Source organism: Azospirillaceae bacterium (assembly GCA_028283825.1).
In the GTDB taxonomy this organism is placed as follows: domain Bacteria; phylum Pseudomonadota; class Alphaproteobacteria; order Azospirillales; family Azospirillaceae; genus Nitrospirillum.
This window is the reverse complement of sequence record JAPWJW010000001.1, coordinates 850,198-864,583: the sequence shown is the minus strand read 5'-3', so window position 1 is coordinate 864,583 and position 14,386 is coordinate 850,198. Positions and strand designations below refer to the sequence as shown.

General features: G+C 63.5%; 17 protein-coding genes and 2 pseudogenes. 11 read left to right on the top strand and 8 right to left on the bottom strand.

What is annotated here, in order from left to right; translation table 11 throughout:
• Window positions 1-3: 3 nt before the first annotated feature.
• Window positions 4-345, bottom strand: a complete 342-nt coding sequence (locus tag PW843_03480; GenBank protein ID MDE1145667.1) for an MmcQ/YjbR family DNA-binding protein — start codon at window positions 343-345, stop codon at window positions 4-6.
• Between the two features lie 151 nt (window positions 346-496).
• Here PW843_03480 and PW843_03475 point away from each other — a divergent pair.
• Window positions 497-688 (top strand): annotated as a pseudogene (locus PW843_03475) (FMN-binding negative transcriptional regulator).
• Between the two features lie 97 nt (window positions 689-785).
• Window positions 786-1,076 carry an FMN-binding negative transcriptional regulator gene (locus PW843_03470; GenBank protein ID MDE1145666.1) on the top strand — a complete coding sequence of 97 codons (291 nt, stop codon included), beginning with the start codon at window positions 786-788 and terminating at the stop codon, window positions 1,074-1,076.
• Between the two features lie 4 nt (window positions 1,077-1,080).
• Here the strand turns inward: PW843_03470 and PW843_03465 are convergent, their stop codons facing one another.
• Window positions 1,081-2,025 carry a hypothetical protein gene (locus tag PW843_03465; GenBank protein MDE1145665.1) on the bottom strand — a complete coding sequence of 315 codons (945 nt, stop codon included), beginning with the start codon at window positions 2,023-2,025 and terminating at the stop codon, window positions 1,081-1,083.
• A gap of 289 nt (window positions 2,026-2,314) precedes the next feature.
• Here PW843_03465 and PW843_03460 point away from each other — a divergent pair, with 289 nt between their 5' ends.
• Complete coding sequence (locus PW843_03460; protein ID MDE1145664.1) at window positions 2,315-2,587, top strand: hypothetical protein; 273 nt, start codon at window positions 2,315-2,317, stop codon at window positions 2,585-2,587.
• Window positions 2,587-3,516 (top strand): DUF1028 domain-containing protein, encoded by a 930-nt coding sequence (locus tag PW843_03455; GenBank protein ID MDE1145663.1) that lies wholly within the window; start codon window positions 2,587-2,589, stop codon window positions 3,514-3,516. Before PW843_03460 ends, PW843_03455 begins: the two co-directional genes overlap by 1 nt.
• Before the next feature lie 11 nt (window positions 3,517-3,527).
• Here the strand turns inward: PW843_03455 and PW843_03450 are convergent, their stop codons facing one another.
• Both PW843_03450 and PW843_03445 read right to left on the bottom strand, forming a co-directional pair.
• A complete protein-coding gene (locus PW843_03450; GenBank protein MDE1145662.1) occupies window positions 3,528-4,334 on the bottom strand; it encodes an enoyl-CoA hydratase-related protein in 807 nt (268 codons plus the stop codon).
• 50 nt (window positions 4,335-4,384) lie between these two features.
• Window positions 4,385-5,236: a hypothetical protein gene (locus tag PW843_03445; protein MDE1145661.1), complete on the bottom strand. Its 852-nt coding sequence runs from the start codon at window positions 5,234-5,236 to the stop codon at window positions 4,385-4,387.
• A gap of 333 nt (window positions 5,237-5,569) precedes the next feature.
• On the opposite strand from PW843_03445, the gene PW843_03440 reads away from it, so the two are divergent.
• The 4 genes from PW843_03440 to PW843_03425 all read left to right on the top strand — a co-directional run bounded on the left by PW843_03440 (window position 5,570) and on the right by PW843_03425 (window position 8,651).
• Window positions 5,570-6,349, top strand: coding sequence for an RNA polymerase sigma factor (locus tag PW843_03440; GenBank protein ID MDE1145660.1), 780 nt, complete (start codon window positions 5,570-5,572; stop codon window positions 6,347-6,349).
• A gap of 8 nt (window positions 6,350-6,357) precedes the next feature.
• Complete coding sequence (locus PW843_03435) at window positions 6,358-6,852, top strand: hypothetical protein (GenBank protein MDE1145659.1); 495 nt, start codon at window positions 6,358-6,360, stop codon at window positions 6,850-6,852.
• Window positions 6,849-7,355: a periplasmic heavy metal sensor gene (locus tag PW843_03430; protein ID MDE1145658.1), complete on the top strand. Its 507-nt coding sequence runs from the start codon at window positions 6,849-6,851 to the stop codon at window positions 7,353-7,355. The genes PW843_03435 and PW843_03430 overlap by 4 nt, the downstream gene beginning before the upstream one ends.
• Before the next feature lie 96 nt (window positions 7,356-7,451).
• Window positions 7,452-8,651 carry a nicotinate phosphoribosyltransferase gene (locus PW843_03425; GenBank protein MDE1145657.1) on the top strand — a complete coding sequence of 400 codons (1,200 nt, stop codon included), beginning with the start codon at window positions 7,452-7,454 and terminating at the stop codon, window positions 8,649-8,651.
• Here the strand turns inward: PW843_03425 and PW843_03420 are convergent.
• Together PW843_03420 and PW843_03415 are read right to left on the bottom strand one after the other, a co-directional pair.
• Window positions 8,597-9,160, bottom strand: a complete 564-nt coding sequence (locus tag PW843_03420) for a 3TM-type holin (GenBank protein ID MDE1145656.1) — start codon at window positions 9,158-9,160, stop codon at window positions 8,597-8,599. The two genes, PW843_03425 and PW843_03420, sit on opposite strands and share 55 nt — an antisense overlap.
• Before the next feature lie 65 nt (window positions 9,161-9,225).
• Window positions 9,226-9,636 carry a glycoside hydrolase family protein gene (locus PW843_03415; GenBank protein MDE1145655.1) on the bottom strand — a complete coding sequence of 137 codons (411 nt, stop codon included), beginning with the start codon at window positions 9,634-9,636 and terminating at the stop codon, window positions 9,226-9,228.
• A gap of 13 nt (window positions 9,637-9,649) precedes the next feature.
• On the opposite strand from PW843_03415, the gene PW843_03410 reads away from it, so the two are divergent.
• Complete coding sequence (locus PW843_03410; protein MDE1145654.1) at window positions 9,650-9,940, top strand: hypothetical protein; 291 nt, start codon at window positions 9,650-9,652, stop codon at window positions 9,938-9,940.
• A 97-nt stretch (window positions 9,941-10,037) separates the two neighbouring features.
• Here PW843_03410 and PW843_03405 read toward each other — a convergent pair whose 3' ends face one another.
• The gene (locus PW843_03405; GenBank protein MDE1145653.1) at window positions 10,038-10,265 is read right to left on the bottom strand and encodes a hypothetical protein; all 228 of its coding nucleotides are present in this window, start codon (window positions 10,263-10,265) and stop codon (window positions 10,038-10,040) included.
• Between the two features lie 246 nt (window positions 10,266-10,511).
• On the opposite strand from PW843_03405, the gene PW843_03400 reads away from it, so the two are divergent.
• Together PW843_03400 and PW843_03395 are read left to right on the top strand one after the other, a co-directional pair.
• Window positions 10,512-10,889, top strand: coding sequence for a transposase (locus PW843_03400; protein MDE1145652.1), 378 nt, complete (start codon window positions 10,512-10,514; stop codon window positions 10,887-10,889).
• Window positions 10,890-10,945: 56 nt separating this feature from the next.
• Window positions 10,946-11,570: pseudogene (locus PW843_03395) on the top strand (winged helix-turn-helix domain-containing protein).
• A gap of 223 nt (window positions 11,571-11,793) precedes the next feature.
• Here the strand turns inward: PW843_03395 and PW843_03390 are convergent.
• Window positions 11,794-14,382, bottom strand: coding sequence for a hypothetical protein (locus tag PW843_03390; protein MDE1145651.1), 2,589 nt, complete (start codon window positions 14,380-14,382; stop codon window positions 11,794-11,796).
• Window positions 14,383-14,386 lie beyond the last annotated feature (4 nt).

Below are 14,386 nucleotides of genomic sequence, written 5' to 3'. Positions count from 1 at the left end.
GGTTCAGGCTTTCTTCTTGCGCGGCCGGGTCGGCCCCAGGGCCACCGCCAGATTCCAGGCTGCCCGCAAGGCCCCCGCCAGCGCCGCCTCATCCACTGTTGCCAGGGCGACATGGGTGCAGCCCTGCCGCCCCCAGCCGCCGGGAACCGGTTGGAACATCGCGGGCTCGGCCGCCACCCGCACCTCCTGTTCCTCCGGCGCCAATTTGACCATGCCGCGTCCGAGTTCGGGGTCCAGCGTGGCGAAGATGCGCCCGCCCACGCGGAAATCGGCATGCCCCATGTGGGCCCCCGGTTCCGCACCGGCCAGCGACAGGGCGGTACGGCTGAAATCTTCCGGCGTCATGAAGGCGACCCCTGAACGGCGCGCGCCAAAGAGGCGCGTCGGGCATGACAGACAGTGTATCATTCCCGCGCGTCACATCGCCCGAAGGATGTCCCCCATGTACCGGCCCAGCCATTTCAAGGAAGACCGCCTGCCTGTGCTGCATGAGACGATGCGCGCCATCCGCCTGGCCAACCTGGTGACGGTGGGAACGGACGGCCTGCCCATGGCCAGTCCCCTGCCCTTGCTGTTGCGCGCCGATGAGGGGGAATTCGGCACGCTCTACGGCCACTTCGCCAAGGCCAACCCGCAGTGGCGGGAAACACCGGCGGGCGCAGCGGCGCTGGCCATCTTCATGGGGCCGGAGGCCTACATCACCCCGTCCTGGTACGCCACCAAGGCTCAGACGGAAAAGGTGGTGCCCTACCTGGAACTACGCCACCGTCCACGCCCGCGGGCCCATCACCTTCTTCGAGGAAGCGGACGCCCTGCTGGACCTCGTGACGGCGCTGACGGAGGGGCAAGAACAGGGCAGGGCAACGCCTTGGGCCGTGGCCGACGCGCCCGCCGATTTCATCCAGGCGCAATTGCGCGGCATCGTGGGGTTCCGCCTGCCCATCACCAGCCTGGAAGGCAAATGGAAGATGAGCCAGAACCGGCCCGAGGCCGACCGCGATGGCGTCGCGGCCGGGTTGGTGGAAGAGGGCGCCGACGCAGTGTCGACGTTGGTGCGCGCCGGCGGTGCCGGCTGAGGCTTCAGCGCACCCCTTCGAACAGCGCGTCGATTTCCTGCTGGGTCCGGATGGCATCGGCACTCAGGCCGGTGGTGCTGGGAATGAGAACCTGCTTCACCGCCGTCTTGGGCGCTGGCTTGGCTTCCGTCTTCGCCGTCGTTGGCGGGCTGACCGGCGGCGGGCCGGAGATGGCGCCGAACAGCGCGTCGATGGCCATCTGCGACGGTGCCTGTAGCGACGGGCCGTGCAGCAGGTGGGCATCGGGCCGGACGTCGTCGTGCTTGTAGGGCAGCAGCACCTCACGCGGCGCGTCGGCCGGCGGGGCGGCGGGGTTGGCCGCTTCCTGCGGCAAGGTCCGCCACAGGCCCATGATCACGCCCACGCGATCCTCAATATAACACAGGGTGTTCACCACCTTGGCGGTGCGCTGGCCGCAGATGTCCTGGAAAGAACAGGCCATCATCACGTCCATGCAGGCCGCCTCCAGTGCCGTCAGCACCTGGCCATCAGCGGCGCGGCCGGGCTTCAGCCGGGCCAACGCGCCGGTCATGCGCTCCACCGTCGTCAGGATGCGGTTGGTCGCCTCTTCCGTGGCGGTGACGATGGCGTCGAGTTCCGAGGTCGCGGCGCTGATGCGGTCAGCGCGGGGGTCGGACGGCTTGATGGCGGCGATCTCACGCTTCACCAGCCGGATGGTGTTGGCCATGGCCTCCACCTCCGCCTTCAGGAAGGTGATTTCGGTATTGCCCAGCGGAGCGTCCTGCCCGGTGGCGGATGGGCTGAGGGCGGCGGCGGAAACCAGCCGCTCGATCCCGCTCATCGTCCGGCGCAATTCATCCGCCTCGACCATGCGGGCGCGGCGCTGGATCTCATAATAAAAGTCCCTGCCCTTGGCCGTGGCCAGCAAGGATTCTTCCATCTGCCGATATTCTTCCAGCGAGAGGCCCGAGCCCCGGGTGGATTGCATTCCCATCACGCCCCCTCGGAATAAACCATGCACCGCCTGCCGCAGCGCACAATGCTGATGCTAATCTTGTTCATCAGCATGGCATTTCGGTCAATACGGGCTTCCTCGGTAGGTTTATGTATTTCGGGTAGAATTTCACCTTACGCATTAAGGATAGATATCATCACATTTGTGATAGAAGTCCAAATCTCCACCCCTTTTCATCATCCCAGGCCTGATAGCTCGAGGCAGATGGAAATGATAGGATGCCGGCCTGCAAGGGAATGAACACACCGCGGGTGGAAACGGCATGCGGCGCATCTACGGACAGGCCAGACGCGCCTTCGTGGCGGTATTTTTGATGGTGCTGGGGTTTCAGGTTCCAGCCGCCCGCGCGGCGGAAGCCGAAGCGGAGGCCAAGTCCACGGCCCTGGAGGCCGGCTGCAAGCCCAACAAGGTGGAGGCGGTGCAGCGCTTCGTCGGCAACAGTCCCGACTTGGTCTACAAGATCACCTGCCAGAACGGGAAGGACTTGGCGGTCTATGTCCGCTGCCAAGGCCGGACCTGTGTGCTGATCCGTTGATGCGCCGACGGATTCTCGCCGTATTGCCGGTCCTGGCGCTGCTGGCTTGGGGCGGCACCGCCCAGGCCACCTTCTCCATCATCGCCTGCGACAAGGGCAGTTGCGGCGTCGCCGTCGCCACCAACAACCTGGCGGTGGGCGCCAGCGTGGATTACGCGCAGGCCGGCGTCGGCGCCATCGTCACCCAGTTCGAGACCAATCCCGCCATGGGTTCCAAGGGCCTGGCGCTGCTGGCCCAAGGCCGCACACCGGAGGAGACTCTGGCCACCCTGCTGCGGGAAAACGGCGATTTCGATGATGACGGGGTCGAAGCTCGGCAGGTGGCGGTGGTCGATGCGCGAGGCCGCACCGCCGCGTTCACCGGCGCGGAGGCACTGGCGTCCGCCTATGCCGGCGAGCGCCGGGGGCCGGGCTATTCCGTCCAGGGCAATGGCCTGGCCGGCATCGGCGTCCTGACCGCCATGGAGCACACCTACCGCACCACCCCCGGCGCACTGGAAGACCGGCTGCTGGCGGCGCTGGAGGCGGGACAGGCGGCCGGCGGCCAGACCATCGGCAAGCTGTCGGCGGCCTTGGTGGTGCGCACACCCGACGGCTTCCCCCTGGATCTGGATTTCCGCGTGGACGCCAGCGACCAGCCCATTCCCGACCTGCGGGCCCTGGTGGAGCGGCATCACGCCTGGCAAGCCGTCATCCGTGCCGACCGTGCCGCCCACAGGGGCGACAAGGCGGTGGCGCAAGCCGCCTTGGCGGAGGCCACGCGCCTGGCCCATGGCTGGGACCGCGTCTGGCGCCGCGCCGCGCGGGTTTCCCTGGCCCTGGGCGACAAGGCCGGTGTCCGGGACTATCTGGCGCGCATGGCCGTCGCCAATCCCGTCTGGGCACGGCAAGAAGCCGCCGACCCAATCTATCGCGATATCGCCCCCTGAAACTCCAGGGGTCAGTGTCCCCAGCCCCGCCAGGTGAAATTCGGCGACCGTTTTTCCAGAAAGGCGTCGCGCCCCTCCTGGAAATCCTCGTTAAGGGCGGCTTCTTCCAGGAAGGTGGCCGCCCCCGCATCCGTGATGGGTGTGGCCCCGTCCTGCACCGCCTGGACGATGTGCTTGGCCGCCTGCAGGGAGAATTGCGACAGGCCGCACAGCGTCGAGGCATACTCCCGGACGGCATCCTCCAGTGCGGCGTCTTCCAGCACCCGGTCCACCAGGCCGATGGCCAGGGCCTCCCGCGCGTCGATCAGCCGGGCGGAGAACAACAGGTCCTTGGCACGCGCGGGTCCGACATGGTCGATCAGGCGGCGGGTATCCTCAAACGGATAGACGAACCCAAGCTTGGCCGGGGTGATGCCGAACCGGGCGCCGTCGCCGGCGAAACGCAGGTCGCAATGCAGGGCCAGGCCGCAGCCACCGCCCACACACAAGCCCCGCACCATGGCCAGGGTCGGCTTGGGGCACCGCTCCACCGCCAGATTACCGGACCGCACCGCGGCATTGAACCGCGCGGTCCCTTCCGGCGTGGCGAACACCTGGCCGAATTCCGCGATATCGGCGCCTGCGGAAAAGGCCCGTCCCCCTGCCCCGGTCAACACCACCACCCGGACATCGGGGGCTTGGCCAAGCCGGCCCATCAACCCCGGCAGGGCCAACCACATGTCCAGCGTCAGCGCGTTGTGCTTGTCGGGCCTGTCCACCGTCAGGGTGGCGATGCCGTTCTCGACCGCCACGCAATATCCCGCCACCTGCTCATCCATGGCACCCGCCCCTTCCGCTTAACGCAGGGGTGACCATAGTGGCGCCGCGGTCAGCCGCGCAACGGCCGGAAATAACGCAGGACCGACTGCAGTTCCGTGCGCAGGCCCTGATCTTCCCGCAATCGCGCCTGCAGGGCGTTGTCCCGCTTGGCCAGGAAAACCACGTGGTCCTTGGGCGGCAGGGAGCGGTAGGACGGCTTGACCGCCAGGGTGCCGTCATCCTGCACCGTCGACAGGAAGAAGGAAGCGCGCATGAATTTTGAGAACAGCTTATTGGCGCCCTCCGCCGGCTCTCGCGAAATGATGGAGGCGATATAATACAGGCGAAAAAAATAGTAATTATTGTAGATGCGCTGAACGATAAAGAACTGTTCGCTTGGAGACGATATTTTGGCGATCAGCTGCTGATCCTTGAAGCCTTCATAGAAGTAATGGGATGCTTCACGGGCGAACAGGAATGGCTTTTCCCGTTCCTGGCCGATGCGCTTGCGATAGTCAATCAGCGCACGCCCGACCAAGGTCTGTATCATGCGGCGTTCGACATCCAGTTCCAACGGAAGGCCCATCAGGAATTCCATGGCGGGCAGCAACTGAACGGGATGGATGACCGCCGCGCGCTTGGCCCGCGCGCCCTTGCCCAGAAGTGACGCCTGCAACCATTCGGTCACATCGTGCGCCTGCCAGCGCAACCGGGTCATCATCGGGATGGTGGACAGACCACTGGACTGAAGGAACAGCCGAAACTGATCCCGCCATGATTTCTGGGGCACGGCGATATAGTCGACATCAGCCAGGCGGAGGGGCGCTGACAAGCTTTCACCGGCCACCGGCTCCGGCCGGTGGTTAAGGCTGCGCCCGAAGACAACGCCTTTGGTCTTCCGTTCACGCGGCACCATGCTCATGAACGCGATTCCACCCCGTTTACCATCCCCGTCACATCTGCGGGCCGCACACCGTCCATTACCGCACCCGCCAGCGATATGAGCCCCTTCCCGTTCGACATCATATCATAATTTGTCACATTGATTATCTCATCGAACGCACCACCTTGGCGAGCGGTCAAGAAACCACACGGTTCCCCCATCCATTTCGCCGCACCTCCCGTCCCGGCGCAGGGTTTGCTCGCAAGGCGTCGTAGCAAATCTTGAATTCGCCCCTGAGATGGAAAGTCGATGGTTGCCCATCGATATCCGTCCCGGCCGGTGGCCACCATCCCCCAAGGGAAGCGAAGCCCCATGTCCCCCCTTCCGTCCTCCCCCACATCCATCTCCTTGCCTGGCCAGGATCTGTCCGACGACCTCGCTGCTTACGGCTTCGCTGGCATGCAGGGGGTGATTGGCCTTACAACGCAGGTGGGACGTCTGGTCGGGCTGTCCCATCCCCAAGGCGGCAAGGGCGGATCCGTGCAGCGTAGCGAGAGCCAGAATTCGGCAACCAGCAGTGACGAGGTCCTGGTGGCCCGTGTCGCCGCCGGTGACGCCCAGGCTTTCCGGATGTTGACCGACCGGCATTTGGATCGGACGGTCACGCTGGCGCGGCGCGTTCTGGGCGGGGCCGCCGACGCCGAAGACGTGGCCCAGGAAGCGTTCCTGCGGCTTTGGCAGCATGCCCAGCGCTTCCGTCCATCGGAGGCGCGTTTTTCCACCTGGTTTTACCGCATCACCGTGAACCTGTGCCTGGACCGCAAGCGCCGCCCGGCCCACGACACGCTGGACAATGTTCCGGAACCCGTGGACCCATCGCTGGATGCCGCCACGCTGGTGGAGCGGTCTGAATTGGGCCGCCTGGTCGCCCGTGCCGTGGATGACCTCCCGGACCGTCAGCGGGCGGCCATTTCCTTGTGTTATGATGCGGGCTTGAGTAATGCCGAGGCGGCGGCGGCCATGGAGGTCAGCGTCGGCGCCCTGGAAACCTTGCTGGTCCGCGCACGGCGGGCCCTGCGTGTGACGCTGGCCCCGTTGGCGCCGCCGGAACCCCAGGGTGGGCGCAAGGCGCGTACAGGGGGGCCGCGATGATGGACGGAATGATGACGCTGACGGAATTCGAAGACCTGGTCGATCTGCATGGGCCTGACCCAGCCCTGTGGCCGGTGGTGGTCCGCCCTCAGGCTGTCGCGTTGCTGGCCCAGTCCGCCGAGGCGCGGCAAGCATTGGCCACCGGCCGCCTGGCTGAGGACGCCCTGTCGACCATGCCATTGGACCGCGCCAGCCCCAATCTGCGGCGTGCCATTCTAGCAATACCGGAGACGACCCGGCACCCTGCGGCATGGCCCGTCGCGTCGCCCGCCCCCGTCATGTCCTCACACGTCCAGGTCGTTGGTGGTCGGGGCATACGGGGCCTCTGGACGGGGGGCATGTCGGCGGCGCTGGCCAGCGGCATGGCGGCGGCCGTGGTGGGGATCGTGCTTGGCGTGCACGGCGTATCGCCGTTGTCCGTGCAACAGACCGACGCATCCTCGCCGGCCACGATCGAATATATGAAGGCCATGACTGAGATTGATACGGAGATGGGACAGTGACCGAGGGCCGCCCGCATGAGCCCGCGCCGGATGCTTCGTCCGGTGGCGGTCCCGTATCCAAGGTGCTGATCGCCCTATTGGCGGTATCGGTGTCAATCAACCTGCTGGTGGCCGGCATGGTGGTGGGCCAGCATTTGGGTGGCTCTCACTCGTCCTTTCGCATCGATGCCTCCCACGACGCCAACAATGGCCGGGGTGGCGGGCCCTATGACACCTTCGTCAGGAACGCGCCCGAGGCGGTGCTGCCCTTCCTCAAGGAGGCCATCGCCAGCCATCAGGATTTATCCCAGATTCAATTCCAGCAACTCCGCGATGCCCGGCACGAAGCCATACGCCAATTGAAGGCCCAACCCTTCGACCCGGCCGCCGCCGACGCCGCTTTTCAGAAGATGCGCACCCTGATCGGTGAGATTCAGCGGGGGGTTCATGAATCGGCCCTGGGCGCGTACGCCCGAGCCTATGGCATGCCCCCGGTATCGGCCGGCGGCGACGCGCCCCACTGACAGGGACTTATTGCGCCCAAGGCCGCTTGCCCTTCCCCAGGCCCTATCGTCTATGATCCACCGGCATATCTCTTTGTCGACGGGAAGGACGGCCGCATGGCCCAGGAGCAAGCGGATTTGACGACGGCACCCAGCGTGGGCGGACAAACGTCCATCAAAGGGATCTCCGATCACAGCCTCTGGCCCCCGGCGGAACGGGTGGGCCAATGGACGGACGTCTATTTCAAGCGCACACGGACGATCGTGGAAAAACACGGGGATTTGCCCGTGACCTATGCGGTGTTCATGCGACGCCCTGTGGTATTCGCCCCCCGGCTGGCGTTGGACTGGCTGCGCGCGGTGGCGGCGGAACGCGGCTTCGTGCCCGAAATCGAAGTTCGCTACCACGAAGGCCAATGGGTCGGTGCCGGCGAACCCATGATGTGGATCACAGGGCCTTTTTCCCAGTTGGCGGAACTGGAAACCCTGTTCCTCATGAAGCTGGGCCCGGCCTGCGTCGCCGCGCACAACGCCTTCGTGATGAGCGCCGGACTGCCGCGATCAGCCTTCCTGGCCATGGATGCGCGGCATTGCGCCGGCACGGAAATGGCGGAACTGATGGCATACGCCGCCAGCGTCGGATCGGAACGGGCCAAACGCAAGGTCGGTGCCGTCGGTTTCATCGGCAACGCCACGGATGCCACCGCCCCCTATTTCGGACAGGCCAAGGGCTTCGGCACCATGCCCCATGCCCTGATCGGCTATGCCGGCTCCACGGTACGGGCGGCAGAACTGTATAATGACACCTTCCCCGAAGAAGCGATGACGGTGCTGGTGGATTATTTCGGACGGGAGGTCAGCGACACCCTTGCGGTCTGCCGGCGTTTCCCGGATCTGGCGGCCGAGGGCAAGCTGTCGGTGCGCCTGGACACCCCCGGCGGCCGCTTCGTCGAGGGCCTGGACCCGCCGCAAAGCTATGCCGTGCTGGAGCGCCGGGCACCCGACAGCATCCGCGGATACCGGGATGAGACGGAGTTGCGTTATCTGATCGGCGCGGGCGTCTCGGCCGCAGGCCTGCACTGGGTGCGGGAGAACCTGGACCAGGCGGGATTCGACAAGGTGCGCATCGTAGCGTCCAGCGGCTTCAGCCCCGCCAAATGCCGGGTCATGGCCGATGCCCAGGCACCGATCGATGTGGTGGGCACTGGCAGCTTCCTGCCGGAACATTGGGGCGAGACATACGCCACGGCCGACATCGTGGCCTATGACGGCGTGGCCCGGGTGAAGATGGGCCGTGAATTCCTGCTGAAGCGCTGAACGCAAAAAAAGCCCCCGGGGCGGCCATCTCCGAATATCGGAGGGGCCGCCCCGGGGGCTTCCAGTCTTCTTGCTGCAGAATTCGGGGCTATTTTACCACCTTTGACCTTTTCGAATGTACGCAAGCCCCCCAGGCCCAGCATGCCCAGGAGAATCGTCGTCAGCTGATCATCCAGTTTGGGCGGCGCCGGAACGGGCCGTCCCGCCGTCAATTCGGCAAGCCAGACGAACAGCGGCATGGCGATGTATTGATACGCCAAGGCCGCCCCACATACCCAACCGATGAAGGGCCGCCAGCCGGCGACGAAGATGCTGTCGCTGGCAGCCTCCGCCTTGTTGACGTCGATCTGCGCGGTCGCCAGTTGCTCGGCCCTGTCGGCCGCCTCCTTGTAGGCGGCGGCTTCGGCCTGGGCCTTGGCGGTCGGATCCGGGATGAAATCGAGAACTTTGGAAATGACCGGACTAAGGATACCGGTCGCGGGGGACAGGATGTCTTGAAGAAGGCCCATGGGCGACTCCATGAAAAAAGGCCGCCCCTGGCGACCTGAAAACCAATACGCAAAAATCGGGGAACTCAACCTGCGCGGATCAACGCCGCGACGCGCTGAGCGCGGCCACCGACCTGCGATGCCCATTTCGAGGCCAGCGCGGCATCGGCCGCCTGATCAAAACGGCCCGCCTGCAGGTGACCCAGCGTCGTATGGAAAGTAAGCAGCGTCGGTAATCCCATGTTGAAAGCCATATTGGCCAGTGCCCGTTGCCGAGCCTCCGACAAGGCGCGCGACCAGGGCAAGGACCTCTCCAGGCCGTCCGCCACGGCCGTGATGTCGTTGGTCAGCAGGACGTCCACCTCCGCCGCGGACAAACCGGTATCGGTCAGGTTACGCCCGACCCCGATGGTCAGTTTTCCGACGGTATCGGTATACGGTTTAAGGCGCACGCCTTCGTCCCGGCGAAGGTCGGTGACCAGCAGGCCCAAGTCCATGAGGACCCTCCATTTGACTGTGATTGATTTGAACGGCAGGGCGAAAAGCGATCCCATTCACGGGCGCGAAGCCTGCGTGATCTGCTCGCCACCCATGGAAAACTCTCAGTGGAACGAGGCGTCATGGCGCCTCTTTGTCCGGTCGTCCCCGGAGAAGATTTCGAAGCAACACAAGGATGCGAAGCCCGACCAGAAATACGGAACCGAACAGCAACAGACCGTGAAGGACAGGCTCGATATAAGCTCCCCACAGGGTAGTTGCCGTTCCGAACGCAATGACACCTCCGTCAAGGACGCCGTCTGAAACTTGCTTCTGCATTCCATCTTCCATCCATGCACAAAAAAACCCGCCGGAGGGCGGGTGGTGGACATGGGGATGTGCCGAGATCCGATATGCCGCATCAGGTGACGCCGGCCACTCCGACATCGGTGCCCATAACCGCCGACGACTGTTGCGCCGACGCGGCATCTCGCTCCATGGTCACGGCCGCCAGCGCCGCTTTGGCATCTTGCAATTGGGCCGTCAGCGCCATGTTGGCGGCCTTGAGACTGGCGTTGTCGGCTGCCATAGCCGCATCAATCGCCGTGACCAGCGAGCCGTATTCCGGATCGGCTGATGGTAATGTCACGGGGGGCTAGCTCTCGCGCCGCGATAACTGTCACCCCATCGTCATCAACCACCACCTCCAAGTCCATCAGGTGCATGGCTTCAACCGTAGCGGTACCGGATTCCGTCTTCCCCAGGCGGACCAACACTTCGTAGGGCCTCGTGAGTTTCTGCATGTTCCTATCCTTCGATTAGAGCATTTTGAGATCATGTCTCTGGGCATGGTGTAACAGGCGCTTGGCCACTTCGGTCTCCGGCTTGTTTGGCGGTGGGCTGCTGCCGGCTTGATCGCATCGAGGCTCCCTGGCTCTTGAACAAGCCCGTCAACGGCCAGCGCTTCCAGGTCTATGTCGAGGAGGTGCTCACCCCGACCTTGAACAAGGGCGATGTCGTCATCATGGACAACCTTCCCTCCCACAAGGCCAAGGCTATCCGCGACGCCGGCGCCAAGTTGATCTTCCTACCAAAATACTCCATACACATGAACGCCATCGAGAAGTTCTTCTCCAAGCTCAAGTATGATTTGCGTGAGGCCCAGCCACGATCTATCGAGGCTCTCTGCAAGAGCGTCGTAAAGACCATGTATACTGTTACGCCAACTGAATGCTCAAACTACTTCAGAAGCAGTGGCGATGGACCAACCTAAAATCATAATGTTCTAATGGTCTGTCGGATGGGAAATCGGCGGGACGCTCCCGTCTGTTGACTGCTGAGCAGAAGTCGGAATTGGCGCGCTGGATGGAAGCTTGCCCGGACATTGAGGTGGACGGTGTCGTGCGATGGCGCCGGGCCGATCTGGCTACCAAGGTCAAGGCTCAGTTCGGCGTGGTGGTCGCGGAGCGAACGATGGGCAAATGGCTGGATCGGCTGAACTTCCGCCGTCTGTCTGCTCATCCGCAGCAGGACGCGGATGCCCTGGAGGCGCATAAAAAAAACTTCGCCACCCTCGTCATCGACCTGATCCCTGAGCATGCGCGCGGCGAGCCCATCGAGATCCGGTTCCAGGACGAAGCCCGTGTGGGCCAACAAGGAACGCTAACCCAGATATGGGCAAGGCCCGGCTCGCGGCCCCGCCGCCCCAAGGACCTGGCGCTACGAATGGGCCTATCTCTTTGGTCGTCTGTCCCGCCCAGGGTATCGGGGCCGCCTGGTTCTCCCCAAGGTCAACATCCCTATGATGAACGTGCACTTGGCCGACCTCGCCAGCAGCCAGGTACAATCGGGCCACCATACCGTGGTCGTGCTGAACGGCGCTGGATGGCACAAGACCGGCGGCGACCTCATCCTTCCGCCAAACCTCTCCCTGCTCCACTTGCCGCCCTACTGTTATTCGGTGCGGTTCACCGATTTTCTCGCCCAAGCATTCTTCCGAACTGAATATCATTGAGAACTTTTTCTAAAATCTCAGATAATATTTGCGCGACGCACGAAACAAATCCATGAATTCCCTATATTTTAGCGTTCTCAAGGCAATTCATATTGCAAACTCCGGCAGATTCTCGAAATATCTCAGAATATGTTACTTCCACCAAACCTGAAACCATAATACTTTAAGCAGCAACGACACCGTCGAGGTAGAGCCAGTTGGCACCGTTACTTGTCACCTGCGGATGCCCGCCGGCACCGTTGCTGACGGCCGCCACGGCCCAAGCGTTAGCGGCGGCATTGGGGAGGGTGGAGAGGGTGTAGCTACGCAAGACGTGGAGTGAATTGGCATTGATGATGGTTTGGACGTTGCCACGGTGGGTAATGGTGTAGTCCCCGTTAGCTCGGACCACCTCCTGAGCAAAAGTGCTGCCACTCGCTGGCTGCGCCGCCAGAACAATGGCACCGGGCACATTGGCCCCAGCCACTCCAGTCTGGATCACCGAAATCTGGCCAACAATCAGGTCGGATGTACCATTACTGGCAAGGGCCTGCAGCTTAAAGATTGTATCACCCGACTGGACTACAGTGCCGGTGGCGCGTCGACGAACTGCTAGCACGGTTGGCGACATGCCGGCTATGTCGGAGATCGTCGTCAGGTTCAAATGTCGGGTAGCGTCGTTACGCAACAGCAAGGTGTCATAGCTGTTCGACGAGGTACCGATAGCAACATAGCCGCCCAGTTGCGTCGTTACGGCATAACTAGTGATCGACGTGCCGGCACAACGGATGCTTTCCGTGCCACCCGTAATGATAGATGCGGTGTTAACGCCTCCCACCTGCGCCAGCCCAGTGTCCACATCACCAACGAACGCCACGCCCGGAACTGCTTTTGAGCCCGGTTGCACCTGAACCGGTTGGAGGAAGAGTTTCGGGTTGGTGATCACCGGCACTGACCGGGCGTAAGCACCTATGTACCCGTCAATGTCCAAGACGCCCGAACCGGAGATGCCAAAAGGAGTCGCGAGGGTACGCGTATCGACTTGACTGTTGAGACAGATAGAACCAATCGTAATAAGGCTTCCGGCATAGCTGCTGGTCACCGACAGTAACTTCTGATCGTCCATCACGATCCCGGACCAGTTCCGGAAGGTGACCTTGCTACTTGTGGCGGCTACGAGGACACGGGTGGGGCTCGTCAAGGTGCCATCGAAATGGCCATCGATTTCGCCGGCGAAGCCGACGAAGACCGCGCTGAACATACTGCTTTGGTTGTTGAGGCCACCGTTGTTGCTGTGCAGCTTGGTGCCCTGAAGGATGACCGAATTTGCCCCCGCAAAGGCCAAACCGGTGCCGAAGAATTGCTCAATCTGCAGGCTGTAAAAGTGAGCATCGCTGGTGCCATCCAACACTTCCACCGCCGGCGAAAAGATGATGGGCGTGTTGGTTGCGGTGGCCGTCGCGGCAGCGGCCACGGTCACCGTCATACCATCGGCAGCCACCGCTGTGATGGTTGTGCATAAAGGGCGCAGCATCGACGCGGGGTATGTCACTTGCTGGGCGTCCAGCACCCAGATGCTTCGACCGACGTCGGCGGCCGATAGGACAGCTTTTTCCAGCGTCAAAGTCGCGCTGCCGGATGCGATCGTGCCCCGCACACCCTCAAATGTGGCCGCGCCGGCTGCGGTGGTTCGGACTGCGGTGGCCGCCGTAACCGCGTTCTGGCTGTCTGTCACGGATTGGATTGCGAAGACCTGCATGCCCAAGCTGATGAGCTTGCCAGCATCGCTGGCGTCGAAAATCGCTGCGGAGGCCTCCAACGCGGTAGTGCCGGCCACGATGCTGAAGGTAGTGGTGGGCGGAATCTGGCGGCGAACGTATTGGCACCCGGATCCCCAGATGTAGACGTCGTGGAATAGCGTATTCCACATCGCAGATAACCTGAGAGCAGAGTTATTGGCGTAGTGTAGGAATTCGCACTTCACCAGCCGTAGGCCGCTGCAATTAAGGTGCTCCAGCAGCACGGGACCGGGTCCCGCAGCCATCACCGCAGCAGAGCAACTGACCTTGACCTGTTCGATTGTCACCTCATTCGCCCGCTTCGCGGGAGCCGTCGGATGAGTGATCTTGAGCGCGACCAGGGATGCACCCGAAAAATCTGCTACGATGCTGCCGGGCCCCAGAATTTTCATGGGCACCGCTGTGAACAGCGCCAGGGGGGCGGTGATGCGGTACGTCTTGTCGCTCAGATGCAGGCAGCCGCCGCCAGCCGCCACGATGGCGTTGTAGGCCGCCTGTAAGGCCGACGTGTCATCAGTGACGCCGTCACCCACCGCACCCCAGTCCAACGGCGTCAGGCGGTCGCGAAAGCGCGCCGCCAGCGTCCGCGAGGTTTCCGCGCCCTCGGCGACAACGACGGCGGCCGTCTTGTCGCCGGTCGCCGCGAACTGCGACAAGCTGGTAATCGCCCGGTTCACCAGCACGTCCGGCCGCATGTTGCCGTTGGGGATCAGGGCCGCGTTCGACAGGGGGTCGAAGTCGCGCACCAGTTGGTAGGCGATGCCGGTGTAGCTGTCGCCAGCCCAGGGGCTTTCCAGCCGCAGCGTGCCGTTGTCCACCACGGACGCCACGTAGACCACTAGGCTGATGGTCGGCGACGGCAGGGGTTGCAGCAACTGGCCTTGGGCGGCGTTGGCCAGCCAGGCCGTACCGGTGCCGGTGACGACGTCGCTGCCGTTGGTCAGGGTGATGGTGCCGGTCGAATAGGCTGCCATGGTC